The sequence below is a fragment of the Martinezella dioscoreae genome, assembly GCF_009176305.1.
GTDB classification, from domain to species: Bacteria; Pseudomonadota; Alphaproteobacteria; order Rhizobiales; family Rhizobiaceae; genus Rhizobium; species Rhizobium dioscoreae.
In genome coordinates this window covers 52,414-77,813 of record NZ_BLAJ01000012.1, presented here as the reverse complement: position 1 = coordinate 77,813, position 25,400 = coordinate 52,414, and the positions used below count along the sequence as shown (strand labels likewise).

Genomic DNA, 25,400 nt, shown 5'->3' with positions numbered 1-25,400 from the left:
TCAGGGATATTGGCAAATGAGCAGCATCGAGCCGGAGCGCTACCCCGTGCGCTACAAGGTGGCGGAAGCGGCGCGTCTTGCCGGCGTATCGGCCTCCACCTTGCGCCTATGGGAAAGCCAGGGGCTTGTCGTCCCCTCCCGCTCCGAGACCGGGCACCGCCAGTACAGCGCCGACGACGTGGCGCGGCTGAAGCGCATCTCCTGGTTCCGCGCCGAGCGTGGCCTCAATCCGGCGGCGATTCGCGAAGCGCTCGAGATGGAGGAGGGCGGTGCCGCCGGATCGGAGAATGGCGAGCAACTGGCCTCTTCGGATATCGGCCGCAGACTTCGCTCGCTGCGCCACGCCGCCGGCAAGACGCTGGAGCAAGTCGCCGCCGACATGGGCATGACGTCGTCGACGCTCTCGACCCTGGAGCGCACCTCGCAGGGTGTCAGTTTCAAGACGCTGCATGACCTCGCGGATTATTATGGCACAACGGTATCGCGCCTGTCTGGTGAGGAGCGCGAGGATGTTCCCGCACTCATCCGGTCAGGCGAATGGCGTTCCTGGCCAGCGACGACGCCGGGCGTCACTGTCCAGCTTCTTGCCGAAGGACCGACGATGATGGATTGCCATCGCTTCGTGCTCGCGCCAGGTGCGACAAGCGAAGGCGCCTATCGGCACGAGGGAGAAGAGTTCATCCATGTTCTCGCCGGTCGCCTGGAACTGGTGCTCGACAGCGATCAATTCTTCGATCTACTGCCGGGAGATTCGCTTTATTTTGAAAGCCGCCGTTATCATTCCTGGCGCAACCGCCATGATGGTGAGACCATATTGCTCTGGATCAATACGCCGCCGACTTTTTGACAGGCGCCGGTATGGTTCTCACCCCGTCTGTTCTATAGAACGGACGAAAAGCGAATTCAGAAGGACAGAGCCGGGAGAATCTCATGGCTGCCACCATCCGTTATCACGAAGGCGATATTTCCACTGAGGATGCCGCACGCTACACCGGCGCTATTGCCATCGATACCGAAACTCTCGGCCTCGTTCCACGCCGTGACCGGCTTTGCCTCGTGCAGCTTTCGCCCGGCGACGGCACGGCCGATATCATCCGTATCGCCGCCGGTCAGAAGCAGGCGCCCAATCTCGTCGCCATGCTCGCCGACCCGACGCATCAGAAGATCTTTCATTACGGCCGCTTCGACATCGCCGTCCTGTTTCATACGTTTGGCGTCACCACGACCCCGGTCTTCTGCACCAAGATCGCCTCGCGCCTCTGCCGCACCTATACCGACCGTCACGGCCTGAAGGACAATCTCAAGGAGATGTTGGACGTCGATATCTCAAAGGCGCAGCAGTCGTCGGATTGGGCCGCGGAAACGCTGTCCCCGGCGCAGCTCGAATATGCTGCCTCCGACGTACTCTATCTCCACGCGTTGCGCGAGAAGCTGACCCAGCGCCTGCTGCGCGACGGCCGCATGGACTATGCCGATGATTGCTTCGCATTCCTGCCGACGCGTGCCAAGCTCGACCTTCTCGGCTGGGAAGAGGCGGATATCTTCGCGCATAGCTGATTGCTTCGCTTGCGACAGGAATTCCTGAGCCGGTGCTGCGCAAGCGGCATCGGCTCCTTTATTTAGGGATATGTTAAGGACTTGACTGCTATTTTGCGGATGATTTCCAGGTCTGCGCGTTCGCGCCTCGCCAATTCGGCCACTCGGCGCTAGGAAGTCCACAGGCCGCATGAGCGGACCTCGATTGAACCTGCTTCCCGCTTCCATCGTCGCCTTGCCAGACAAAGGAGCATGTCATGTTGCTTCCCGTTGGTGCCGTGTCCGCTGTGGGTGTATCCATTGAGAAGCCGATCGCCGCAACGGCCGAGACCTCCGGGCTTCAGACGACGGCAACGCCGCTCGCCGTTCTGTCGAGTACCGTTAATGCCAGCGTCGAGGGCAAGCTGAACATGCTGCTGGTCGCGGCTCGCGAACGCATGCTCGACAGTCTGCTTTCCGCGATCGATGCCGCCAGCAAGGTGGTGAATGTTTCCCGTGAGCCGGGCGAAAGCAATGCCGCCTATGCCCAGCGTGTTGCCGCCGCAATCCGCAGCCTGACGCCGCCACAGCTCGCCACCGCGCAGCAGCGTATGGATGGGCAGATAAGGACGCCGGTGCCATTGCCGGTTCTGGCAGCGGCGTTGCAGGACCCGGAAAGTCCGCAGGCGGTGCAGCTGGCTCTCAGCCTTGAACAGACGTCGGTAGCCGAGCCGGATGCCGTGCTGAAGGCAGTCGTCAATTCCTATGGGCAGAATGCCGGCCAAGTGGAAACGCCAGCCTCCCAGACACCCGTATCAGCCCCGCTGCAGAAGGCGGCCGAGCTAGCCGCCGTGGCAACGGCGCTCGCCGCTGCTGCAGACGAACCGGCTTCCGCTATCCCGACACCTGCGCCTGCTGTGGCTACACCGGCGACGGCCCAGCCCGCCGCGCAGCCAGCACCTGCGGAGCAGCAGACGCCGCAAGTGGGCATCCCCGCACAATCTCAACCCGCGCCGGCTTCCGCACAAGCGGCCCAAGCACAGCCGACCCAAGCGCAGACGGTCGCGCAAAACGGCCCCGCCGCCCCGCAAGCCACGCCTGCCGCTACGGCGGCCGCCACTGTCCAGCCTTCCGTACTCGCTTCTCTTGTCGATGATCTGACTGCAAGCGCGCTGCTGACGGCAATCGCAGCCGAAGTCGACCTCCCGACCGAAATTGCATTGATCCGGTCGCCGCTGACGCCGCCGCCGGTGCCGCGCGATATCCAGCAGATAGAAGCCGACATCAAACAGGGCCTGCAGGTCGTCATCAGTCCGCCCGCGATGGCGGCCGATCCCGACCTTTTGCAGATCATCAACAATCCCTCCTCTTCCGTGGAGAAGATCATCGCCCAGGCGTTGACCGGCAATAGCGCGACGCAGGCATCGTCAACGCAGCCGCCGATCGTTAACGAAGGCTCCAATCGCCCGGTCGCAGTGGCGGCCCTGCCGGCGTCATTGGCGGAAGGGCCCGAAACATCCGGTGCTCTTCCCATCGCTTCCGGCAAGCCGCCGTCGCAGACGTCGCCTGCAACGCCGGTGGCGGTATATGAGGCTGCGGAGCAGGCGACGATGTCGGCGCCCCTGCCACTCGGCGTTCCCTTCGTCGTGGCTAGCTATTTGCCGGTCGACACTTCCGCCAAGAATAGCGAGTCGAAGCTGCTCAATCGCGTCGATCCCGTCGGCGATGAGGAGGGCGGACAAGCTCAGGACGAGGAGAACCCGCAAGATCAGGATGAAGAGCAGGCCCATGCAGAGGAATCGTCGGCACAGGCAGAGGGCGAGGTATCCGACGAAGCGGAAGCTGGCCCGGCCTCTGCGGAGGACGATAACGTCAGACCGGAACTCGTTGCCTTGCCGCAGCCTCTGCGCGACCCGCTTCAAGACCACGCCTTCGATTTCTATCGGCGCATGGTGACCTGGGAATAAAGCGCCAAAATGGAATAGCAGGCGCAGACGTCGCAGAGCGGACAAAGAAAAACCCGCCGGATCGCTCCGGCGGGTTTTTGTTTTCAGGCTTCGACCGAGGATTATTCGGCGTTGCGGTTCTTCAGAGCCGCACCCAGGATGTCGCCGAGCGAAGCGCCCGAGTCGGAAGAACCGAACTGAGCAACGGCTTCCTTCTCTTCTGCGATTTCCAGAGCCTTGATCGACAGCATGATCTTGCGGTCCTTCTTGGAGAAGTTGGTGACGCGAGCGTCGACAACCTGACCAACCGAGAAACGCTCCGGACGCTGTTCGTCACGGTCACGCGACAGATCGGCGCGGCGGATGAACGAGGTGATGTCTTCGTGGTTGACGAGCTTCACTTCGATGCCGCCGTCGTTGACTGCGATGACTTCGCAGGAAACGACTGCATTCTTGCGCAGGTCGCCGGAAGCAGCAGCTTCACCAACCGAGTCCTTGCCGAGCTGCTTGATGCCGAGCGAGATGCGTTCCTTCTCGACGTCGACGTCGAGAACGACAGCCTTGACGACGTCACCCTTGTTGTACTCTTCGATGACCTGCTCGCCCGGACGATTCCAGTCGAGGTCGGAGAGGTGAACCATGCCGTCCACATCGCCGTCGAGGCCGATGAACAGGCCGAATTCGGTCTTGTTCTTGACTTCGCCTTCGACTTCGGTGCCAGCCGGATGGTTGCGGGCGAATGCTGCCCACGGATTTTCCAGCGTCTGCTTCAGGCCGAGCGAGATACGACGCTTGGTCGGATCGACTTCGAGAACGACGACTTCGACTTCCTGGCTCGTGGACAGGATCTTGCCGGGGTGAACGTTCTTCTTGGTCCAGGACATTTCCGAGATGTGGATCAGGCCTTCGATGCCCGGCTCCAGCTCGACGAACGCACCGTAGTCGGTGATGTTCGTGACCGTACCGGAGATCTTCTTGCCTTCCGGATACTTGGCCTGGATGCCATCCCACGGATCGCTCTCGAGCTGCTTCATGCCGAGCGAGATACGGTGGGTTTCCTGGTTGATGCGGATGATCTGTACCTTGACCTGCTGGCCGATGGACAGGATTTCCGACGGATGGTTCACACGGCGCCATGCCATGTCGGTGACGTGCAGCAGGCCGTCGATGCCGCCGAGGTCAACGAACGCACCGTAATCGGTGATGTTCTTGACGACGCCGTCAACAACCTGGCCTTCTTCGAGGTTCTGAACGATTTCAGAACGCTGCTCGGCACGGGACTCTTCCAGAACCGTACGACGCGAAACGACGATGTTGCCGCGGCGCTTGTCCATCTTGAGGATTTCGAAGGGCTGCGGGTTGTGCATCAGCGGGGTGACGTCGCGGATCGGACGGATGTCGACCTGCGAACGCGGCAGGAAGGCGATAGCGCCGTCGAGATCGACGGTGAAGCCGCCCTTGACCTGGTTGAAGATGACGCCTTCAACGCGCTCGCCAGCTTCGAACTTGGCTTCGAGCTTGATCCAGCTTTCTTCGCGGCGAGCCTTTTCGCGCGAGAGAACGGCTTCGCCAAGCGCGTTTTCGATACGCTCGACATAGACTTCGACTTCATCGCCAACCTTGAGCGTGCCGTCCTTGGCGCGTGCACCGAATTCCTTCAGCGCGATGCGGCCTTCGACCTTGAGGCCAACGTCTACAACGGCGACATCCTTTTCGATGGCGGTGATGATGCCCTTGGTGACATAGCCTTCAGCCAGATCGTTCTTGGCAAAGGATTCTTCAAGAAGGGCCGCGAAATCTTCGCGAGAGGGGGAAGTTACAGACATAAAATCTCCTGGCGTGTCCCGATCATGCAATCTGGACACTGATGCGCCGGTGGTTCGCGTTGAACAGGCCTGACCCCAGTCCGCCTCCCTTAAGGAAGCTATCCGGCGCTTGGACGGAATGTCAGGCTATCTTGAAATCGGCAGTTTCCGGCGCGAGGCGCGCGAAAGCCGCTCAAATTTTCAGGCATTTCGGCTCAGAGCAGCGTCGATGATCGATTTTGCCGTCTGAAACGCCGCTTCTATACTCATTTCTGAGGTATCTAGCAAGTACGCCTCTTCAGCTGGTTTCAAAGGGCTGTCGGTGCGGCCCATGTCGCGCTCGTCGCGCCGCCTCACATCCTCGAAAATGGCATCGTAATCGGCACTGCCGCCGGCCTCGATGATCTCTTCGTAGCGCCGCTTCGCCCGGACTTCGACCGAAGCCGTCACATAGAGTTTTACCGGCGCATCCGGGCAGACCACGGTGCCGATATCACGGCCGTCGAGCACGGCGCCCGGCTTCTTCTGCGCAAAACGGCGCTGCGCTTCGACCAGAGCGCGGCGCACGGCCGGCATGACGGCGATCTTCGATGCGGCCTCGCCGATCTCGTGCCGGGATAGAATGGCTCGATCGAGCCCGGCGAGATCGACCTTGCGCGCCATGCCTTCGGCAATTGCTTCGTCGTCGAGCGGCAGTCCGGCATCGAGCAGGGCCTTGGCGGTGGCGCGATAGGTGAGGCCGGTATCGAGATGATGATAGCCATAGGCCTCGGCGATCCGACGTGCCAGAGTTCCCTTACCGGCAGCCGCTGGTCCGTCGATGGCGATGATCATGTCTTCTTCCGTCCCTACCCGATATCTCGTTTTTTGCTGTAGCGACGCACCAGATCGGCCATCTCGGCGGCATCTGTTCGATCGATTGCGCCAAGACCTTCGGCCACGCCCTGTCGGTCAGCCAGCGGCCGGTTCTGGCTCACCTTCCATTTGCCGTCAATCGTCTCGATGTCGATTTCGATGCCGACAATGCCCTTCAGCTGGGCGGCAATGAACTCTGGCGGCGCATCTTCCACCGCCCAGGGCTGCGCACGATCGCTCTCGTTCTCGCCGGTCAACGCGCCGATCTGCGCGCGCAGCCAGGCGGGGTCGTCGATCGTTCGCGCGCTCCCGCGCACCTGCACGATCGCATAGTTCCAGGTCGGCACCACTTTGCCGGTCTCCCGCTTTGTCGCATACCAAGAAGGCGTGATATAGGTATCGGCGCCCTGGAAGACGACGAGCACGGGCGCGCCGGCCGCAATCTCCTTCCACTGGCTGTTCGCCCTGGCAACATGCGCCTGCAGCGTTCCCTTCGGCGAGAGCTCGGCATTCAGGTGAAATGGCACGGCATTGGCGATCAGCCCGCCGTCACCAGCCGTGATGAGCAGCCCCAGCGGATGCGCGCGGATCAGCTGGTGCTGCGTGTCGAGATCGTCTTCGCGGTGATGGGGCGGCTGATACATGGCGTCGGTCCGTTTGCTGTGCCATTCCCAGGGAACCCTGCCGGGAAACCCTGTGTGACAAGGCTTCGAATGGCCAATGGCACGGTCTACCGGGCTTAAGTTTCGATCGTCGCGCCCAATCTTGTTATCATAGCAAAAAAATCCGGAAAGCTGGTGGCGATCATGGCGGAATCATCGATCGTGACAGGATGTTCGCTCGCAAGTCCCATGACGAGAAAACTCATGGCGATGCGGTGATCGAGATGGGTACTCACTTTGGCACCGCCGGCGTTGCCGAGACCCTTGCCGTCAGGCCTGCCTTGAACCGTCAGCATATCTATGCCTTCGATGCAGTCGACACCGTTGAGCTTCAAGCCCTCGGCGACGGCCGAAAGCCGGTCGGATTCTTTCACCCGAAGCTCGTCCAGCCCCTGCATGATGGTCGTGCCTTCTGCAAAAGTAGCCGCGACGGCCAGCACGGGATATTCGTCGATCATCGACGGCGCGCGCTCGGCCGGCACGGTGACGCCCTTGAGCGCAGAGGAGCGCACGCGGAGATCGGCGACATCCTCGCCGCCCGTCATGCGTCGGTCGAGCATCTCGATATCCGCGCCCATCTCCTGCAGCGTCAGGATGAGGCCGGTGCGCGTCGGGTTCATCAACACGTTGCGGATGGTTATGTCGGAGCCGGGCACGATCAATGCCGCCACCAGCGGGAAGGCCGCGGAGGAGGGATCGCCGGGGACATCGATCGTCTGGCCGGTGAGCTTGCCCTGACCCTCAAGGCGAATGGTGCGGACGCCCGCCGCATCGATCTCGACCGAAAGCGCTGCGCCAAAACCGGCCAGCATTTTTTCCGTGTGGTCGCGGGTCATGACCGGTTCGATGACTGTTGTCATGCCGGGCGCATTGAGGCCCGCCAGCAGCACCGCCGATTTGACCTGCGCCGAAGCCATCGGTACGCGATAGGTCAGCGGGCTCGCTACACCTGGCCCATGTAGGGAGACGGGCAGCCGGTCGCCCGTAGCGGCGCTGACCTGCGTTCCCATGCGGCGCAGCGGATCGAGAATGCGGCCCATCGGCCGTTTCGACAGCGAAGCATCGCCGACGAAGGTTGTTTTGAAATCGTAGGAGCCGACCAAGCCCATGGTGAGGCGGCAACCGGTGCCGGCATTGCCGAAATCGAGCGGTGTCTCCGGGGCCAGTAGCCCGCCATTGCCGGTTCCGCGGACAATCCATTCGTCGTCGATCTTGCGGATTGTGGCGCCTAAAGCCTGCATGGCCTTGCCGGTATTCAACACATCCTCGCCTTCGAGCAGGCCGGTGATACGGGTTTCGCCTGCGGCAAGGCCGCCGAACATGAGGGAGCGATGGGAAATGGATTTGTCGCCGGGAATGCGTATCGTGCCGGAAAGGCCGGCCGAGCGTCGTGCCACGGCTGGTTGGGGAAGGGTATCGTGCGGCATGGGCAATTCCTTTGCGATGCCGGTATTCCATCCGCATTCTGTGCTGGCTGCGTTGCTCTTGCGCCAGATGTTCTGCGGTTCACGCCAGCTGGTTAGCACAGGCCCGTTCCCCAGTCATCCCGCCATGCGCAAAAAGCACGTGCGAGGCGGCTTGAAGTTTAGCTTTGACAGAAACGGCCGCAACGATTAAGGGGACCGGCTGATATTTCCCTTAAAACGCCGGCTTCCCCGGCATTGCCGAATTTTCATTCGGCCATTCATGAGGCTTTGACAGTGGCGAAAGCGGAACTTGGAACAAAACGTACCGACCCCGATACCGGCAAGAAGTTCTATGACCTGAACCGGGACCCGGTGGTCTCGCCCTATACCGGCAAGTCCTGGCCCTTGTCCTTCTTCGAGGAAACCTCCGCTTCCAAGGAAGTTCCGGAAGAAGACGAAGTGGCCGAAGTCGATACCGAAAACACGGAAGTCGAGCTGGTCTCGCTCGAGGATGCCGACGATGCTGCCGGCGGCGATGACATTCCGGATATTGGCGATGACGACGTCGAAATCGGCGACGATGATGACGACACCTTCCTCGAAGCCGACGAAGATGAAGATGATGACGACATGAGCGACATCATCGGCGTCACCGGCGACGAAGACGACGTCTGATCTGAAAGACAGTCGGCCCGGTGAAAGAAAAAATTTCCCGGGCCGAATTTTTCGGCTTGCTATCTGTGAAAACCACAAGTAATAAGCCGCCACCCCGACGGGCGAAGCGCTCGGAAGGGACCCAGGGCCGGTCAAACGGCACCATCTTGATGGGGCTATAGCTCAGCTGGGAGAGCGCTTGCATGGCATGCAAGAGGTCAGCGGTTCGATCCCGCTTAGCTCCACCAAATTTTCCTAGAAGAATCAGTTGCTTATGAATTCGTAATTTTTGCCCGTCTCCTTTTGCATCTGCGGGGAAGCACGGGGGAAGCGCGAACTAATCTCGTTCTCGAGAGGACGGTACTATGACGCTTATCATCACTACAGCGACTGGTTTCGATCGAGATCTGGGCGACGGCTTCAAGCTGAATGTTATGGCGTCCCCGTCACCCCATCCCACCTTATTCGTCCCTGCTGGACATAGTGATGAAGAATCCGGAGGGTGGCTTCTCGGCGAGCTTGAAACAAATCTTCACATCGTAATCCAAGAGAAGACTGCGAAAATCGCACCTTATAGGGCCGAATACCCGAGCTGGTGGCTTATTTTGCCTGACCATATCGCTTACGGGATGGATGATTTTGAACTTTCGTTGTTTGTGGCTCAAACACAGGTCACACATTCCTTCGACAAGGTTATTCTGCTTGATCCGAGAAACCATTTGAGAGCCGTTGAAATATAGAAAATTGCTGCAAACTGGAGACGCCACGATGCTCGACGAAACGAGAGAATACGTGCTCGACCACCGCGACAAGCTGCTGTTCCAGATCAAGCAGGCCAATTACCATCTGCTACGCCTAGAGGCTGACGCGATCAAAATCATCAACAACAGGGCATCGCTGCCGGCGGCCGATATCGCCATCATTACCGAGGACTTGGCCCACCACCTGAAAAGTCAGATCGAGCCGCTGGGCTGGGCAATCGACCATATCGACCATGAGCTAGAATATCTGGACGGCGATGATGAATTTGAGCCGTTCATGGGGCGCAGGGCCTGTTCGGGTAACGCCTGAATATCTTTTACTCGTTCGTCCTATCGACGGCTGGCGCTGACGCGAAACCGGTAACTGTAGCAACCCGCTCGGATGTCAAACCGGAAGGCCGCATCCCGTTCTAAGCTTAGGCCGGATTGCCTTTAGAGCCGCGATAGATGTGACCGAAGCCGGATACGTTTCTACGTGAGGATGAAGCGGCCAACATACTTGACTGTTCGTCATTACTTGTTTCAATTTACAACCCAAAATCGAACCTTATGATTCTTGGTTAACACCTTCTTCACTGATGGGCCGGGCAGAAAAGGGTCAATTTTTAAGCCGCGCTGTTTTCCGAGACTATTCCAGAATGAACATAGGTCACAACTTGAAGTCAACTATTTGGGGCAAGCATAGTTGACTTATAAGGCAACCGAACGCATATTGTATCAAGCCGTGGATACGGGGCGCCTTGTAGCAAGGGAACCTCTTAGGCAAAGCGCATCCGTGCGAAGGCTGTTCGTAACACCTGATGTCAATAGGATTCTGGATGGTGATGATGAAAAATTCAAACATCTTCCTATGGTGGAAACGGAAGCGATCATCGGCCGGTTTTGTGCGGGCCATTTGGTCACCGCAAGCCTCTCTGGAAATGGGGCGGCAAAGCCCGATTTTGAGAGACTTCAGGGCCTAGACGAAGTTTGGGCCATTTGCGCCAGAAAGCCAAAAATGTGGCAGGTGCGAATTTTTGGCCGCTTTATTTCCAAAGGAACCTTCATAGGTCTCGGCTTGTACGAGCGCATACTCCTGGGGTGGCGCGAAAATTACAATGCCGTCGCATCTGATATTCCGGCCCTTTGGAACGAGGTACTTGGTAATTGCGTTCGATATGACGCAAATACAGTTGATGAATATTTTGGTGGGGTTTACCGCGATGTCGATGACAAAGACTGACAAGATTGCGAAGGAATATCAGCGCGAAATGCTGAAATCAGCTTTCGCTAGCCTTTTCTGGTCTGTCATATCCAAGAAAAAACAGGATGGCGGCAGCCTGAAAGGCCTTGCTGACAAGCTTTCGATAAACAAGTCAGCGGTATCCAGATGGTTTTCTGGTAAAAGCCCGAATTGGGAACTGAACACCATTGCGGATATAGCGGATGCGCTTGAACTGGATATCCGAATTGCAGCGGTGGACAGAGCCACTGGTCAGATGTTCACGTGCTCAGGTGAGGTGGTGAAAATCCATGCTGCAATTAGCACGAGGTCAAATGTCGTAACGATGGATAGTGGGCTACGTGTTTGGTCCAGCACTACTGGTAACCCGGTGGAACTTCGTGGGACGAAAGTCGGTGCCTGAGATAGACCCTTTCAAGCCTCATGGCTTCACAATCTTCTGTGAAGATCTGCGCGAGGAGACTTCTGGCCAAACAACGTACGTTGGAGTGTACGGCGATGCCATGTTCATTGGTCAGCCGCTCCCAATCCAACTCAATCAATTATGTATGGCGGTTCATTTATTTGATGAACCAAGAGATCACCCCGCGCACATCGTAATTAAAGTAGCCCATCCTGGCGAAGATTTTGATAATCCTACTATTTCTTTTGAGATCGAGCCAGAATTTAAGCTCCTGAGCCTTCCCGAAATAGGAGATCATCCTATTCGACCTCGGGCGCATGTAGTTGTTAAGATGGGGGGAGCACCCTACCCAATCACTCGGTACGGGCGAATTCGTGTAGCTGCTATATGGAATGGCAATTTCGTACCATTAGGATCACTGGCTATCGCGCCATCGCCAGAATCCAACGATGCAAACGAGCGAATACCCATTAAAATAAACTAAATTCTAGGACCGGAACCCGCTTCGGCGGGTTTCTTTTTGTGCGACCCACTTTTCAATGTCCAAGCCCTCACGGCTCCACAACCGGCATCTGGAAAATGCTCTTATAAGGCTTCCCCTGCATATCCTCAAGCTTTGAGCTACGAAGTCTTCAGGACGCTCATCGCGCGGAAAAGCGTCCTTAGTTTATTGCTCCCTCAAACGTCCGCGAAACTCTCAACCTACTATCCCAATTCGCTAGATACTCGCGCGCCAGTTCGCGGCTGTCCGTAAACGTCACATTCTCTGCATTCCGCTTCTGTGCTGCGGTCGTGTAATTGTACGAGCCGCCTATGGTCAGGTGTCCGTCAATCACGATGATCTTGTTGTGGGCTATCGCCGGCTCGAAATCGATCCACACCGGAACGCCGGCGGCTTCGAGCAATGTCGCGCCGGAATATTTCCTCTCATTCGTCTTGTCGAGGATCGCAAGCACCTCGACGCCCCTGCCTGCAGCTCGTTACAGCGCGTGGATAATCGGAAGGGACGTAAAGCCGTAAGCCTGAACGTGAAAGGATGACCGAGCTCCGTCGATCGGAGCGATGATCTTGGTCTCGCACTGTTCGCCAGGTGTGAAGCAGACGGAGATTTTCGCCGCAACTGGCTGCCCGGCAAGTGTGCTTGAGGCGGTCACGAGCAGAACGATAAGGGTTGTGATAGATCTGAAACGCGGAAATCCCTGCATTAGAGGCCCAGGCGATGAATTGATTTCGCGTAGACGCCCAAGCTTGTACCCCTGCCTTCCACTACAATTTGCATGCCTGGCTTCAGCGGTTGCCGTAAGTCATTCGGCACGTAACAGAGACTGTCGAAGAACCATGGCAAATCGCGAAGTTCAATCGGCGAATAGCATCCTCTACCACCGCGGCTGTCTGCTTTCGTCACGGTGTAGATCAGTTCAACATGGTGGCCTGCAATTGCTGCAACCAGCATCGGCACCCCCGCCAGTATTGGCGCACTTCCCAGGAAGTAGCCTATAAATGGAACGATAAATATCCCAAGAATCTTTTGGAGCGCCCCGACTTCCGGACTCGTCACAAATTTACCAGTTACGAATCCCGTAGCGATAATGCCGGCCGCCACGCGGAAATAGCTCGAAGTAGTCGTCCAAGCCTTCGATGGCACGTACCCGTATCCAAATTGATGCGCGAACGCGCTTATTAGGGAAAGAACCAGCGAAAAGAGAAGCACAAGGCCCAGGCAAGCGAGCATCCAGCGAGCCGATCTTTTCTTTGTTGTGTCGTTCATAGGATCGCCTCTGCCTCGGGCCATGCGCATCATTTCTTGCACACCCTCAGTTGCACTAGCAAGGCCTCTTTCTCATCAGTTTCGCTAGACTTGACTCTTCCCCAAAATGAGAACATTTATAGAACATATTAAGGGAGACGCAATGAGCACCGCCGAAAAATTCATCGTGCTGCCGTATCGAAAGAATCGCGGGAACCTTGTTCCAGGCGAGATGCGACAGGCTTCGAACGCCGTCAGTGCCGAGAAGATTGCCACGGCTATGTCTGCCCGGTTTATCGGTGTTGCGGCTTACGCCGTCATGGTCGACGAGGAAACCGGCGATATGTCGTCGCCGCGTCTGCTGGCGAAACACGGCGAAATCGCCGACCTGAACGCCGCCTGAGATAGATTGAAAATTTGATGAGAAAGGGCCTGCTGCAATGCGGCGGGAGCGGAGACGTGCGCAACGCTGAACCTGCCACTTCCCCACCAAACATGCTTGCAGATCATAAGGGGGAAACGGTCGATTTCATCTGCGAGGATTGCGAGATTCTGAAGTGGCTGAAACCATCGGCTCTCTTGGAGCAATACGGTAACCAGACGATGCCGTCGCTCCCGCCGCTTGTCGCGAAGTCGCTGGGATGCAAGCGCACCGAGAACGCCTTCTATGACCGATGCAAGATGCATTTTCACTTCTCGCCAGGCGAATGGGCGAAGCGCATGGGGTACATCGATCCCCGAGAGCAGAAGCGCGGACAGCTTCGCTTTTCCGACCTGAGCCGATGGCATAGGCTTTACGTGCATGCAGCTGCGGACGGAAAAACGAGCTCGATCGTGAGCGACTTGAGAAATCGGCGGGAAAGGAAGCCTTGATTTCTGACGCCGCCGGCAAGCTTGTTTGCAAAAAATGCGGCGTAAAGGGTTCGGCAAAGATCATCGTCCGCTCGCCCCCACGGGATTAGGGGGAAAGACCATGTGCAATCTTTATAATGTGACGACGAACCAGGAAGCCATTCGGCAGCTCACCAGGGCGATGATCGACAACATCGGCAACCTTGAGCCGGAGCTGGATCTCTATTCGGATCAGATGGGGCCGATCGTGCGGAACACGCCGGCCGGCCGAGAGCTGGCGAAGGTTCGCTGGGGCTTGCCGTCGTCTCAGAAGGCGCAGCTGGACGCCGCCACGAAGCGAGCCGATAAGCTGCGCGCCAAAGGCAAGGAAGTGAACTAATCATGCCGCATATAGCTCTTCGTTCCTTCATGGGTCGTGCAGAAGCGGCCGCCGCGAGGGCCGGTGCAATATTCGCCGCTGTCGCAGGAACAGTCGCCGGTCTCCGTCGGCGCCATTTCGGTTGAGCCCGATCCCATCAGACCTGCCGCCATCCCGAGGCCTCCAGTATAGGCTGGACAGGATTTCTTACTGCCGCTGACAGGTCCGTCGTTGCAGACGAAGGTATTGCCCTGGCAATGGTTGATGCCGCCCTTATGACCGCTGCAGGGCGTATTTTGTGCATGCGCAATGAATGGGGCCAGCAAGAGTGCTGTAGCAAGGACGATAGTCGGTTTTCCCATTGCTTTCCCTAACTTGAACCGCACGATGTCTGTCTATGTCGTCGGTCGTAGTGCTTGCCGGCTGCCCCGAGTACAGTCGATGCAGCCACAATAAAATTCTTCCCTTGCGATGCCCAACCAGCCTCAACATCTCTTTCGCATACTCCCAAAGGCTGTGTTAATGATATATTAAAATTCAATTTGACGTAGCAATAGATTATGCGATGGTATCCTCGGGCAACTGAGGGGTTATCCGTGAAAATAGAATTTCTGACTCGACGCGTAAGCGCCGTGGCGATTTCGATTGCGCTTGCGAGTTGCACCACAACCCAAGCAGAATTTAGCAAGAAGCCGGCGGCGGTAAGCAAGGCAGCGCTATGTAAGACAGTGCTCGAAACACAAGATCCTGTGTTTCAGCAACAACTCTTAACCGAGCTAAACCGGCGCCGGATAAGCATCCCTGAGTGTCAGCAAATGGTCATCCAACAGAGGCAGGCAGCTGCAGCTTTAGTCGCCGTCGCCCTGGTTGGAACTGCGGTGGCAGTTTGCGCCAACAATAATTGCGGGGGTGGATCATATTACACGCCCGCGCCGCGATATCCGGGCAACTGCTATTCGTATTACGACCGGGCGACCGATGGAACTTTATGTGGCAACCGAAGCGCTATGTCCCGGCCCGGCGGTTGGTGATGGTAGGGGCTGCTTTTAGTCCAATAATCGAATCGACGGAGGAAGATAATCGCGACCCAAGCGCGATTCATTTCTTTAATCAACATAAAGGAATTCAAGCACTTTTCGAGCTGACTGGTATACCTCGACGCGATAGTAAAGGGCCGCTGAATGCCTTGCAACTGACTGAAAAAGCAGCCCATTTGAATTTTGACCCGGTAAAGGGGAAATTGCGGTGACCGCCCGACGGCGCGGCGAGCGAAATAGCCACATTGCAGCGCACAAAATCTGCTAGGGAGGAAAACGAATCGTTTTACCGACAAGCGTAAGGATGTGCCGTGTTCGTTTTTTCGAAACTTGTCTGGATTTTCGGTCAGCCGCTGTCGCTGGCCTTCCTGTTTGTCCTGCTGGCATTTATCGCCGCACTGCTGCGCTGGCGCGCTACCGTCATCACCTCGGCGCTCTTGTCGGCGCTGATCCTGTTCGTCTCGCTGTATACGACGGCCGGCGCTTATGTTGTTCAGACGCTGGAAGAGCGTTTTCCGCACCCCGCAGCCGATCCCGCCGATCTCAAATGCATGATCGTTCTGGGCGGCGCCACGCAAAACGAAGTGACGACGGCGCGCGGCGGCTATGAGCTTGATTCGGCCGGCGATCGGCTGATAGAAGCGCTGCGTCTCGCGCAGAAATACCCGCAGTCACGCATCGTGATCTCGGGCGGCGATGGCTCGATCGGCGGCACCTATGAGGGCGATGCCGTGATTTCCGAACGCTTCTTCACTGCACTCGGCATTCCGACAAGCCGCATGGTCGAGGACAAGACTTCACGCACAACCTTTGAGAATGCGGTCAATACGAAGGAGCTGCTGGCGCAGAACGGTCTTTCGAATTGCCTGCTCATCACCTCGGGCTTCCATATGCCGCGCTCGATGGGCATCTTCCGCAAACAGGGCATCGATGTCGTGCCTTGGCCGGTCGATTATCGCAGCACCGGCAAGGAAAGCCTCGGCCTCGATTTTACCCAGCCATCACGCAATGCCCAACTGCTGGCGACGGGCCTGCGCGAATGGGTCGGTCTGGTCGGCTATTACGCGGTCGGCCGGACCTCGGCAATCTATCCCGGACCATAATATTATGTGGCCGGACCGTCGCCACATGTCCGGGCCGAATGACGTGCACGCACCGCAAATTCTATTTCTGAGATATGGTGACGAATTTGACGCCACGCACCCTGACGGTGATTTCGCAAGCGGCTTCGCCATCCTTGCGGTCGCAGAAGCGCGGATGCATTTTCATGACCAGCACCATGTTGCCGAAACGCTGGATGAAATCGTAGCCGTAGATCTTCGCCGTGGCGACGAGCAGATAGCCGCCCTCGGCCACTTGGACGTAGAAATTGTAGGGGCAGCCTTCGTCCGTGCAGTAGGGGCCTTTTTCGCCCTTGCAGGTGATCTCGCCCTCATTAATGACGATATCCATCAGCTTGTCGTTGTTGATGTCCTGCTGGGTAGCGAAATGATCGCCGAAGCTCACCTGGCCGTCGCAGCTTTTGGTGAAGTGATCCTTCTCGAAGGCCACGGGGTCCTGCAGGATCGATTGCTGCGCCTCGGCCACGGCAGGCATGATCACGAGAGCGAAGAGGTTGAGGATTACGATCAGCAGGGATTTCACGGGGGATTCCTTTTCGAAGCGCCGTTACGGCCACGATAGCAACCGCAGCCGCTGCGACATCTTTGCACGCGCCTGCTTGCGCGGCCCTTGCCGTCGTGATTCATTTCGGAAAAATTGCCGGCCTCCCGTTGGAGTTTTCGATGTCGCTTCTCTCGTTTCTTGATTATGCCGGCGTCGCCCTTTTTGCCGCAACCGGCGCGCTCGCGGCTTCGCGCAAGCAGCTCGATCTGATCGGCTTCCTGTTCCTGGCGGCCGTCACCGGTATCGGCGGCGGCACGTTGCGCGATATCGTTCTGGGCCGGGTGCCGGTCTTCTGGGTGCTGAACCCGACCTATATCATCATCTGCGCCATGGTCGGCGTTCTGGTCTTCTTCACCGCTCATCTCTTCGAATCGCGCTATCGGCTGCTCATCTGGCTCGATGCCGTGGGGCTATCGGCCTACTGCGTGATGGGAGCGGCCAAGGGTATGGCAGCCACGGGCTCGCCCACCGTTGCGATCGTCACCGGCGCGCTGACGGCAACCTTCGGCGGCATCCTGCGCGATCTGCTTGCGAATGAACCTTCGGTCCTGCTGCGCCCGGAAATCTATGTGACGGCCTCAATCGTCGGCGCCGGCGTCTTCACCGCCGCCAATGCGACGACGCTGCCGCTTTATGTCTCTGCGGGATTGGGCGTGATCGCGGCCTTCGCGGTGCGCGGCGGCGCGCTCTGGTTCGGCTGGACCTTTCCGACCTATCACCACAAGCCAGGCCGGCATCCGGACGATGTGATGTAGACGCGAGGCATCAGGAATTAGGCAGTGGGCAATAGCGGGACGCTATGAAACAATTCTATTTCCTATTGCCTCTGCTTACGGCGCAGGCGGATCACCACGTCGACATGGGCGATTTCCATGCCCTGCGGCGGTTCGGGCAGATTGTCGATCGTCAGGTTGCTGATCGGGATATCCAGCACTTCGTTGTGGCCTTCCACGAAAAAGTGATGGTGGTCGGAGACGTTGGTGTCGAAGTAAGTCTTGGTGCTTTCGACGGCGAGCACGCGGATCAGGCCCGCCTCGGTAAATTGATGCAGCGTGTTGTAGACGGTCGCGAGCGAAACCGGAACGCCGGCGGCAACGGCTTCCTCGTGCAGTTCTTCCACCGTCAGATGCCGGTCGCCCTTGGCGAAGAGGAGGTCTCCCAGTGCGATCCGCTGTCGGGTCGGTCTCAGGCCGACATTGCGCAGCCTGGTTTCGATCGCGATTTCGGCTTCTTCCGCCATTCAGGGACTCCGGATTCCTGATCTCTATAATTCTTTACTAAGCCATATAACTTTTGCCTTGATTGCTTTCAATAGTTTCCATGGGGTGGGAAGGTGCTCAAAAGCCGGAAAAATCGGGCTTTTGCCGCATTTGGCACTGGTAGCAGCTCTGGCGTTCCTGTATGCGACCACCACATAGGAGCTACTGTGTTCGATCGAACGGCTGAATGAGAGTGTGATGGTTACGCTTCATTTTCTGTCGATCTTGCACTAAAGCTTCACATCCATCGGCATTCATGCGGGGGAAACGGAATTTTTATGACGACGAGACAATCCAGCTTCAATTACGAGGAAATCCTGTCCTGTGGCCGCGGCGAACTGTTCGGCCCGGGCAACGCACAGCTTCCCCTGCCACCGATGCTGATGGTCCATCGCATTACAGATATTTCCGAAACGGGCGGAGCCTTCGACAAAGGCTATATTCGCGCCGAATACGACGTGCGTCCCGATGATTGGTACTTCCCCTGCCATTTTGCCGGCAATCCCATCATGCCGGGCTGCCTCGGCCTCGACGGCATGTGGCAGCTGACCGGCTTCTTCCTCGGCTGGCTCGGCGAGCCCGGCCGCGGCATGGCGCTTTCCACTGGCGAAGTGAAGTTCAAGGGCATGGTTCGTCCGGACACGAAGCTTCTCGAATACGGCATCGACTTCAAGCGCGTCATGCGCGGCCGCCTCGTCCTCGGCACCGCCGACGGCTGGCTGAAGGCCGATGGCGAGACCATTTATCAGGCGACGGACCTGCGCGTGGGCCTGTCCAAGGACAAGGTTGCCTGAACTGCGGCACCGCCGCCTCCACAAAGACAGATGTTTTAGAAAAGGTCATCGACATGAGACGGGTAGTTGTTACGGGTCTGGGTATTGTCTCTTCGATTGGAAACAATGCTCAAGAAGTGACCGCCTCGCTGCGCGACGCCAAATCCGGTATTTCCTTCTCCCCCGATTTCGCCGAGCACGGTTTCAAGTGCCAGGTCTGGGGCGCGCCTAAGATCGATACGACCGACCTGGTGGATCGCCGCGCCATGCGCTTCCTGTCGCAGGGCGGTGCCTGGAACCACGTCGCCATGAAGCAGGCGATCGCCGATAGCGGCCTTGAGGAAAGCGATATCACCAACGAGCGCACCGGCATCATCATGGGCTCCGGCGGCCCGTCGACGCGCACGCTGATCGAAGCTGCCGACATCACCCGCAAGAACAACAGCCCGAAGCGCATCGGCCCCTTCGCCGTGCCAAAGTCGATGTCGTCGACGGCCTCGGCCACGCTTGCGACTTGGTTCAAGATCCACGGCGTCAATTACTCCATCTCGTCTGCCTGCTCGACCTCGGCGCACTGCATCGGCAATGCTGCCGAAATGATCCAGTGGGGCAAGCAGGACGTCATGTTCGCCGGCGGCCACGAGGATCTCGACTGGACCATGTCGAACCTCTTCGACGCCATGGGCGCCATGTCGTCGGACTTCAATGAGAACCATCCGGAAACCGCCTCGCGCGCCTATGACGCCAAGCGTGACGGCTTCGTCATCGCCGGCGGCGCCGGCGTGCTGGTTCTGGAAGAGCTTGAGCATGCCAAGGCACGCGGCGCCAAGATCTATGCCGAAATCATCGGCTACGGCGCTACCTCGGACGGTTACGACATGGTCGCGCCGTCAGGCGAAGGTGCCGTGCGCTGCATGCGCCAGGCGCTCGCCACCGTGAAGGGCGATATCGACTACATCAACACCCACGGCACATCGACGCCGGTGGGCGACAGCAAGGAAATCGGCGCGATCCGCGAAGTCTTCGGCGACAAGATCCCGCCGATCCAGTCGACCAAGTCGCTGACGGGCCATTCGCTCGGCGCAGCGGGCGTTCAGGAATCGATCTACTCGATCCTGATGATGCAGGAGCGCTTCATCGGCGAAAGCGCCCATATCACCGAACTCGATCCGGAATTCGAAGGCGTGCCGATCGTGCGCAAGCGTATCGACAATGCCAAGTTCGATATCGCTCTTTCGAACTCCTTCGGCTTCGGCGGCACCAACGCCACGCTCGTATTCCAGCGCTATAACGGATAAGGCAATGACGGGAATTATGCAGGGTAAGCGCGGCCTCATCATGGGCGTCGCAAACAACCATTCGATTGCCTGGGGTATTTCAAAGGCACTGGCCGCCGAAGGCGCTGAACTGGCTTTCACCTTTCAGGGCGAAGCGCTCGGCAAGCGCGTCAAGCCGCTCGCAGCCGAAGTCGGCTCGGATTTCCTACTGCCTTGCGATGTCGAGGATCTCGCTTCGGTCGATGCCGTCTTCGACGCCATCAAGGAGCGCTGGGGCAAGCTGGATTTCATCGTCCACGCCATCGGCTTTTCCGACAAGAACGAGCTGAAGGGGCTCTATGCCAACACCACGCGGGAGAATTTCACCCGCACGATGGTGATTTCTTGCTTCTCCTTCACTGAGGTTGCCAAGCGTGCCGCCGAACTGATGACGGAAGGCGGCAGCATGCTGACGCTGACCTATAATGGTTCGACGCGCGTGATCCCGAACTACAACGTCATGGGCGTCGCCAAGGCGGCACTCGAGGCTTCCGTCCGCTATCTCGCTGCGGACTACGGCCCGCGCGGCATTCGCGTCAACGCCGTTTCCGCCGGTCCGATCCGCACGCTCGCCGGCGCCGGCATTTCCGACGCCCGCGCCATCCTCTCTTGGAACCAGCGCAACGCGCCGCTGCGCAAGTCCGTCACCATCGATCAGGTCGGCTCGTCGTCGCTCTACCTCCTGTCGGATCTGGCAGCAGGCGTGACTGGCGAAGTCCATTTTGTGGATGCCGGCTATAACATCACCTCGATGCCAACGCTGGAAACGCTGTCAAGCGCAGACACGGAGTAAGCCTTCGATCTCAGTCGTGTCCTCCCGGTTTTGGCCGGGAGGATCAATTTCCGGATATCCTTTCAGAGGATTCCCGATGACGTCCATCGACGACGCAGAACCTTTGGCATCGACCGGTCGTCTTATCCTTCGCCGCTTTGTGCCGGAGGATTTTGCCGCCTACAGCGCCTACCGCTCCCTGCCGGAGATATATCGTTTCCTCTACCGCGATCCACCTTCGCTTGAGGTCTTGCGAGAGCGTTTCGATATCCGCCTGAGCTCCCCTTTCTCCGAGGACGGAGATACGCTGTTATGCGCTGTCATACGGCGGGAGGATGGCGCTTTGGTGGGTGACGTTAGCCTGACATTCGCAAGCAAGGTCGCACTTCAGGCCGAGCTCGGCTATACCTCCAACCCAGCCTATGCCAGGAAGGGTTATGCCACCGAGGCGGCGGAAGCCATGATTACCCTCGGTTTCGAAAAATTCGGCTTCCACCGGATCTTTGCACGGCTGGATGCGAAAAATGCCGGCTCGGTCGGTGTCGTCGAACGGCTCGGCCTGCGCCGCGAGGCGCTTCTGATCGAGAATGATCGCTTCAACGGTATATGGGGCGACGAATGCATCTACGCCGTGCTGAACCGCGAATGGGCCGCAAGAGCGTCGAAACGAAGCCCCTGAGCCCCGCTCAAAAAATGGCGGCCATCTGACCGCCATCATTCCTTATTTCTTCGCCCAGAGCACCTTGTAGCGGGCGTTGCGGCAGGTCTCGCCGAACTCCTTGAAATTCTCCGCCAGCACTGGTTCGTAGGGCAGGCCGCGATTGGCGACCAGCATTAGCCGTCCGCCACCGCGCAATGCCGAAGCGGCGGTCTTGATCATCGCCTGGCCGAGCGAAGGTTCGGCGGCATGGCCTTCATGGAAGGGCGGGTTCATGATGATCAGGTCGTACTTGTCCTTGACCGGCTCGCTCGCCAGATCGTGCCAGAAGAAGCGCTGGGCAACCTTGGGGCAGTGCGACAGCAGATTGGCGCGTGCGGCCTCCAGAGAGCCGTAATGGGCCTCGTAGAGGTCGATGCGTTCGATCCTCGGCGACTTCATTGCCAGCTCGACGGAGAGGTAACCCCAGCCGGCGCCGAAATCGGCAGCATCGCCGGTAAAATCGGTTGGCAGGCGGGAGGCAAGCAGCTCCGAACCGGCGTCGATACGGTCGTGGGAGAACATGCCGGGCGCTGTGGTGAAGCTGTCGTCGACGAGCGTCGCCGGCTTCGCGAGCTGCGCCGTCAGCAGCTTGATATCGGCAGGGCGGGTAAACCAGAAGGCAACGCCGTGATATTTCGGCATGTGCTCGATCGCAAGACCGAAGGCCTCAACGCGCTTGCGCAACGGCTGGATGCCATCTTCCTTGCCGCCGGCAACGACGATGAGGCCGCCTTCTCTCACGCGCGTCAGGGCTTCGGCGATATGATCCTCGTTTTCGCCCTTGTGCTTACCGCAAAGCACGAGCGCGCCGTCATAGCCTTCGCCTTCGATCTCCGGCGTCACGTTGATGCGCTGCGCCTGCAGCTGGCGATAAAAGGGACGGAAGCCCTGGACGGCGGAAAGCTCGGCAGCAAATCCCTCCGGCAGCGCAAAGCCCGCCTCGGCGCCGAGGAACAGGATCCGCTGACCCTCGCCGGGCGCGTCGACGGTGCCGGAGGCAAAGGGATGAAACAGGGTCTTCAGGGCATCGCGGCTCATGGGCGTGGTCTCGTTATGGGAATGGGTTTCGTCTGTCGGATGTGCGCCATCGTCGTATTCTGGGCTTGTCCCTCACCCTAACCCTCTCCCCGTTGGGACGGGGAGAGGGGACGACAGAGCCGGAAAACATGCCGCTTGGTGTGGAGGCCGTTATCGAGCACAGTCATGTCCCCTCGCCCCGAATGTGCGGGGAGAGGGCTAGGGTGAGGGGCCAGGCACGCAGCTTCCACGATCCAGCCAAACCAACGGGCGTTCAATATAAAAAGGGCGCGGAAAAGATCCCGCGCCCCGGAGCTTGGATGAAGGCGCCGGCTTATTCGGCCGCGTCGTCCTTCTTCTTTTCGGCAACGATTTCCTGGCCGGTGGCCTGGTCGACGACCTTCATGGAGAGGCGAACCTTGCCGCGCTCGTCGAAGCCGAGCAGCTTGACCCAGACCTTGTCGCCTTCCTTGACGACGTCCTGCGTCTTGGCAACGCGCTCGGAAGCGAGCTGCGAGATGTGGACGAGGCCGTCACGGGCGCCGAAGAAGTTGACGAAGGCGCCGAAGTCGGCGGTCTTCACAACCGTACCTTCGTAGATCTGACCGACTTCCGGCTCAGCGACGATCGAGTGGATCCACTTGCGGGCCGCTTCGATTTCCTTGCCGGAGGAGGAGGCGATCTTGACGGTGCCGTCGTCCTCGATGTTGATCTTGGCGCCGGTCTTTTCGACGATTTCGCGGATGACCTTGCCGCCGGAGCCGATGACTTCGCGGATCTTGTCGACCGGAATGTTCATGACTTCGATGCGCGGTGCGAATTCGCCGAGCTGGCCGCGGCTCTCGGAGATGGCCTTGGCCATTTCGCCGAGGATGTGCAGACGGCCGCCCTTCGCCTGGTTCAGGGCGACCTTCATGATCTCTTCGGTGATGCCGTCGATCTTGATGTCCATCTGAAGCGAGGTGATGCCTGCTTCCGTGCCGGCAACCTTGAAGTCCATGTCGCCGAGGTGGTCTTCGTCACCCAGGATGTCGGAGAGAACGGCAAAGCGCTCTTCTTCCTTGATCAGGCCCATGGCGATGCCGGCAACCGGCTTTGCCAGCGGCACGCCGGCATCCATCAGCGCCAGCGAGGTGCCGCAGACGGTCGCCATCGAGGAGGAGCCGTTGGACTCGGTGATCTCGGAGACGACACGCAGCGTGTAGGGGAACTGTTCCGCCGACGGCAGCATCGGGTGGATGGCGCGCCATGCGAGCTTGCCATGGCCGATCTCGCGGCGGCCCGGAGAACCCATGCGACCGGTTTCGCCGACCGAGTAGGGCGGGAAGTTGTAGTGCAGCATGAAGTTTTCTTTGTACATGCCGGTCAGGCTGTCGACATACTGCTCGTCCTCGCCGGTGCCGAGCGTGGCAACGACGATCGCCTGCGTCTCACCGCGGGTGAAGAGCGCAGAACCGTGCGTGCGCGGCAGCAGGCCGACTTCGGCGAGGATCGGGCGAACCGTCTGCAGATCGCGGCCGTCGATGCGGCTCGACGTGTCGAGGATGTTCCAGCGAACGATCTTCGCCTGCAGGTGCTTGAAGATGGCGCCGACTTCTTCGGCCGTGTACTTGGCTTCGCCTTCTTCCGGCAGGAAGTGTGCCTTCACCTTCGCCTTGACGGCGTCGACGGCAGCGTAGCGATCGGCCTTCTGCGTGATCTTGTAGGCGTTGCGCAGTTCCGCTTCGGCGAGACCGAGCATTTCCTTTTCGAGCTCGGAATAGTCTTCCGGCTGGAAGTCGCGAGGCTCCTTGGCGGCGACTTCGGCGAGCTTGATGATCGCGTCGATGACGGGCTGGAAGCCGCGGTGACCGAACATGACGGCGCCGAGCATGATGTCTTCAGGCAGTTCCTTGGCTTCGGACTCAACCATGAGAACGGCTTCCTGCGTGCCGGCGACGACGAGGTCGAGGCTCGATTCATCCATCTCGTCGAGATGCGGGTTCAGCACGTATTCCCCGTTGATGTAGCCGACGCGGGCGCCGCCGATCGGGCCCATGAACGGGATGCCGGAGAGCGTTAGGGCTGCGGAGGTCGCGACCATGGACAGGATGTCCGGATCGTTTTCGAGGTCATGCTGGATGACGGTGACCACAACCTGCGTGTCGTTCTTGTAGCCTTCCGGGAAGAGCGGGCGGATCGGGCGGTCGATCAGGCGGGAAACGAGCGTTTCGTTTTCGCTCGGACGTCCCTCGCGCTTGAAGTAACCGCCGGGGATCTTGCCGGCTGCGTAGGTCTTTTCCTGATAGTTGACGGTAAGCGGGAAGAAGTCCTGGCCCGGCTTCGGCGCCTTGGCGGAAACGACGGTCGCAAGTACGACGGTCTCGCCGTAGGTGGCGACAACGGCGCCGTCGGCCTGGCGGGCAATCTTGCCGGTTTCGAGCTTCAGCGGGCGGCCTGCCCACTCGATTTCGACGGTATGGATATCGAACATATCTTGTCCTTGCACTATGCGGGAAAAGGCGCCGAGGCCGACGAATTCGGCAGGGCACATCTTCAACCGCACGAAATGTGACGCATCACGGGCAAGACAACGAGAGGCTTTCGAAGGTCGGCCGAAGCGTGAAGCTTCGGCTGAAAGCATCCGGCAATCCTGCCCCATGACAGGTCAACGGTTGTTGTTGGCAGCACCGGCC

The 25,400-nt window shown here is 58.8% G+C and carries 28 protein-coding genes, 1 tRNA gene and 1 pseudogene; 19 read left to right on the top strand and 11 right to left on the bottom strand.

The features are described 5' to 3' along the window. The first annotated feature begins 16 nt into the window (after window positions 1-16). From GDN47_RS27985 to GDN47_RS27975, 3 genes are all read left to right on the top strand, one after another. Window positions 17-847 carry a MerR family transcriptional regulator gene (locus GDN47_RS27985; protein ID WP_113354155.1) on the top strand — a complete coding sequence of 277 codons (831 nt, stop codon included), beginning with the start codon at window positions 17-19 and terminating at the stop codon, window positions 845-847. 83 nt (window positions 848-930) lie between these two features. Beyond that, window positions 931-1,557, top strand: a complete 627-nt coding sequence (locus tag GDN47_RS27980) for a ribonuclease D (RefSeq protein WP_095433486.1) — start codon at window positions 931-933, stop codon at window positions 1,555-1,557. Between the two features lie 236 nt (window positions 1,558-1,793). Beyond that, window positions 1,794-3,482 (top strand): hypothetical protein, encoded by a 1,689-nt coding sequence (locus tag GDN47_RS27975; RefSeq protein WP_152094687.1) that lies wholly within the window; start codon window positions 1,794-1,796, stop codon window positions 3,480-3,482. A gap of 101 nt (window positions 3,483-3,583) precedes the next feature. Here GDN47_RS27975 and rpsA read toward each other — a convergent pair whose 3' ends face one another. From rpsA to aroA, 4 genes are all read right to left on the bottom strand, one after another. Next, the gene (rpsA, locus tag GDN47_RS27970; RefSeq protein WP_112722941.1) at window positions 3,584-5,287 is read right to left on the bottom strand and encodes a 30S ribosomal protein S1; all 1,704 of its coding nucleotides are present in this window, start codon (window positions 5,285-5,287) and stop codon (window positions 3,584-3,586) included. A 180-nt stretch (window positions 5,288-5,467) separates the two neighbouring features. Beyond that, a complete protein-coding gene (cmk, locus tag GDN47_RS27965; RefSeq protein ID WP_152094686.1) occupies window positions 5,468-6,100 on the bottom strand; it encodes a (d)CMP kinase in 633 nt (210 codons plus the stop codon). A gap of 14 nt (window positions 6,101-6,114) precedes the next feature. Continuing rightward, window positions 6,115-6,765, bottom strand: coding sequence for an FMN-binding negative transcriptional regulator (locus tag GDN47_RS27960; protein ID WP_113354152.1), 651 nt, complete (start codon window positions 6,763-6,765; stop codon window positions 6,115-6,117). Window positions 6,766-6,860: 95 nt separating this feature from the next. Next, window positions 6,861-8,210 (bottom strand): 3-phosphoshikimate 1-carboxyvinyltransferase, encoded by a 1,350-nt coding sequence (aroA, locus tag GDN47_RS27955; RefSeq protein ID WP_113397470.1) that lies wholly within the window; start codon window positions 8,208-8,210, stop codon window positions 6,861-6,863. A 273-nt stretch (window positions 8,211-8,483) separates the two neighbouring features. Here aroA and GDN47_RS27950 point away from each other — a divergent pair, with 273 nt between their 5' ends. From GDN47_RS27950 to GDN47_RS27925, 7 genes are all read left to right on the top strand, one after another. Then, the gene (locus GDN47_RS27950) at window positions 8,484-8,864 is read left to right on the top strand and encodes a TIGR02300 family protein (protein ID WP_095436113.1); all 381 of its coding nucleotides are present in this window, start codon (window positions 8,484-8,486) and stop codon (window positions 8,862-8,864) included. Window positions 8,865-9,015: 151 nt separating this feature from the next. Then, a tRNA-Ala gene (locus GDN47_RS27945) sits at window positions 9,016-9,091 on the top strand. Window positions 9,092-9,208: 117 nt separating this feature from the next. After that, window positions 9,209-9,583 (top strand): hypothetical protein, encoded by a 375-nt coding sequence (locus GDN47_RS27940; protein ID WP_113397385.1) that lies wholly within the window; start codon window positions 9,209-9,211, stop codon window positions 9,581-9,583. A 28-nt stretch (window positions 9,584-9,611) separates the two neighbouring features. After that, on the top strand, window positions 9,612-9,914 hold the full coding sequence (locus tag GDN47_RS27935) for a hypothetical protein (RefSeq protein WP_152094685.1): 303 nt from the start codon (window positions 9,612-9,614) through the stop codon (window positions 9,912-9,914). A 375-nt stretch (window positions 9,915-10,289) separates the two neighbouring features. After that, window positions 10,290-10,826, top strand: coding sequence for a hypothetical protein (locus GDN47_RS32155; protein ID WP_162751071.1), 537 nt, complete (start codon window positions 10,290-10,292; stop codon window positions 10,824-10,826). Next, window positions 10,813-11,229: a helix-turn-helix domain-containing protein gene (locus GDN47_RS27930; protein WP_173002588.1), complete on the top strand. Its 417-nt coding sequence runs from the start codon at window positions 10,813-10,815 to the stop codon at window positions 11,227-11,229. The genes GDN47_RS32155 and GDN47_RS27930 overlap by 14 nt, the downstream gene beginning before the upstream one ends. After that, window positions 11,222-11,713: a hypothetical protein gene (locus GDN47_RS27925; protein ID WP_145637055.1), complete on the top strand. Its 492-nt coding sequence runs from the start codon at window positions 11,222-11,224 to the stop codon at window positions 11,711-11,713. The genes GDN47_RS27930 and GDN47_RS27925 overlap by 8 nt, the downstream gene beginning before the upstream one ends. Before the next feature lie 178 nt (window positions 11,714-11,891). On the opposite strand, the pseudogene GDN47_RS27920 reads toward GDN47_RS27925, so the two are convergent. Further along, window positions 11,892-12,194: pseudogene (locus GDN47_RS27920) on the bottom strand (phospholipase D-like domain-containing protein); the annotation flags it as partial. Between the two features lie 239 nt (window positions 12,195-12,433). Continuing rightward, complete coding sequence (locus GDN47_RS27915) at window positions 12,434-12,997, bottom strand: hypothetical protein (RefSeq protein ID WP_152094684.1); 564 nt, start codon at window positions 12,995-12,997, stop codon at window positions 12,434-12,436. A 142-nt stretch (window positions 12,998-13,139) separates the two neighbouring features. On the opposite strand from GDN47_RS27915, the gene GDN47_RS27910 reads away from it, so the two are divergent. Both GDN47_RS27910 and GDN47_RS27905 read left to right on the top strand, forming a co-directional pair. Continuing rightward, the gene (locus GDN47_RS27910; protein ID WP_113397391.1) at window positions 13,140-13,379 is read left to right on the top strand and encodes a hypothetical protein; all 240 of its coding nucleotides are present in this window, start codon (window positions 13,140-13,142) and stop codon (window positions 13,377-13,379) included. A gap of 570 nt (window positions 13,380-13,949) precedes the next feature. Next, window positions 13,950-14,207: an SOS response-associated peptidase family protein gene (locus tag GDN47_RS27905; protein WP_186450379.1), complete on the top strand. Its 258-nt coding sequence runs from the start codon at window positions 13,950-13,952 to the stop codon at window positions 14,205-14,207. On the opposite strand, the gene GDN47_RS27900 is transcribed toward GDN47_RS27905, so the two are convergent. Then, a complete protein-coding gene (locus GDN47_RS27900) occupies window positions 14,204-14,548 on the bottom strand; it encodes a YdcA family protein (protein WP_152094683.1) in 345 nt (114 codons plus the stop codon). The genes GDN47_RS27905 and GDN47_RS27900 overlap by 4 nt on opposite strands. A gap of 626 nt (window positions 14,549-15,174) precedes the next feature. Here GDN47_RS27900 and GDN47_RS27890 point away from each other — a divergent pair. Continuing rightward, window positions 15,175-15,435: a hypothetical protein gene (locus tag GDN47_RS27890; protein ID WP_162751074.1), complete on the top strand. Its 261-nt coding sequence runs from the start codon at window positions 15,175-15,177 to the stop codon at window positions 15,433-15,435. A 99-nt stretch (window positions 15,436-15,534) separates the two neighbouring features. Next, window positions 15,535-16,326 carry a YdcF family protein gene (locus GDN47_RS27885; protein WP_113397394.1) on the top strand — a complete coding sequence of 264 codons (792 nt, stop codon included), beginning with the start codon at window positions 15,535-15,537 and terminating at the stop codon, window positions 16,324-16,326. Between the two features lie 61 nt (window positions 16,327-16,387). Here the strand turns inward: GDN47_RS27885 and GDN47_RS27880 are convergent, their stop codons facing one another. Beyond that, the gene (locus GDN47_RS27880; RefSeq protein ID WP_113332405.1) at window positions 16,388-16,867 is read right to left on the bottom strand and encodes a hypothetical protein; all 480 of its coding nucleotides are present in this window, start codon (window positions 16,865-16,867) and stop codon (window positions 16,388-16,390) included. A 140-nt stretch (window positions 16,868-17,007) separates the two neighbouring features. Here GDN47_RS27880 and GDN47_RS27875 point away from each other — a divergent pair, with 140 nt between their 5' ends. After that, window positions 17,008-17,643 carry a trimeric intracellular cation channel family protein gene (locus GDN47_RS27875; RefSeq protein WP_113354148.1) on the top strand — a complete coding sequence of 212 codons (636 nt, stop codon included), beginning with the start codon at window positions 17,008-17,010 and terminating at the stop codon, window positions 17,641-17,643. Window positions 17,644-17,705: 62 nt separating this feature from the next. On the opposite strand, the gene irrA is transcribed toward GDN47_RS27875, so the two are convergent. Next, window positions 17,706-18,128 carry an iron response transcriptional regulator IrrA gene (irrA, locus tag GDN47_RS27870; protein WP_113332404.1) on the bottom strand — a complete coding sequence of 141 codons (423 nt, stop codon included), beginning with the start codon at window positions 18,126-18,128 and terminating at the stop codon, window positions 17,706-17,708. Window positions 18,129-18,425: 297 nt separating this feature from the next. Here irrA and fabA point away from each other — a divergent pair, with 297 nt between their 5' ends. The 4 genes from fabA to GDN47_RS27850 all read left to right on the top strand — a co-directional run bounded on the left by fabA (window position 18,426) and on the right by GDN47_RS27850 (window position 21,687). Then, window positions 18,426-18,941, top strand: coding sequence for a 3-hydroxyacyl-[acyl-carrier-protein] dehydratase FabA (gene fabA, locus GDN47_RS27865; protein ID WP_015338264.1), 516 nt, complete (start codon window positions 18,426-18,428; stop codon window positions 18,939-18,941). A 53-nt stretch (window positions 18,942-18,994) separates the two neighbouring features. Beyond that, the gene (gene fabB / locus GDN47_RS27860) at window positions 18,995-20,218 is read left to right on the top strand and encodes a beta-ketoacyl-ACP synthase I (protein ID WP_112434869.1); all 1,224 of its coding nucleotides are present in this window, start codon (window positions 18,995-18,997) and stop codon (window positions 20,216-20,218) included. A 4-nt stretch (window positions 20,219-20,222) separates the two neighbouring features. Continuing rightward, complete coding sequence (gene fabI / locus GDN47_RS27855) at window positions 20,223-21,029, top strand: enoyl-ACP reductase FabI (RefSeq protein ID WP_112722932.1); 807 nt, start codon at window positions 20,223-20,225, stop codon at window positions 21,027-21,029. 76 nt (window positions 21,030-21,105) lie between these two features. Beyond that, window positions 21,106-21,687, top strand: coding sequence for a GNAT family N-acetyltransferase (locus GDN47_RS27850; RefSeq protein WP_113397395.1), 582 nt, complete (start codon window positions 21,106-21,108; stop codon window positions 21,685-21,687). Window positions 21,688-21,729: 42 nt separating this feature from the next. Here GDN47_RS27850 and GDN47_RS27845 read toward each other — a convergent pair whose 3' ends face one another. Both GDN47_RS27845 and pnp read right to left on the bottom strand, forming a co-directional pair. After that, complete coding sequence (locus tag GDN47_RS27845; RefSeq protein ID WP_113396115.1) at window positions 21,730-22,746, bottom strand: class I SAM-dependent methyltransferase; 1,017 nt, start codon at window positions 22,744-22,746, stop codon at window positions 21,730-21,732. Window positions 22,747-23,059: 313 nt separating this feature from the next. After that, on the bottom strand, window positions 23,060-25,198 hold the full coding sequence (gene pnp, locus GDN47_RS27840) for a polyribonucleotide nucleotidyltransferase (protein ID WP_113354186.1): 2,139 nt from the start codon (window positions 25,196-25,198) through the stop codon (window positions 23,060-23,062). Window positions 25,199-25,400 lie beyond the last annotated feature (202 nt).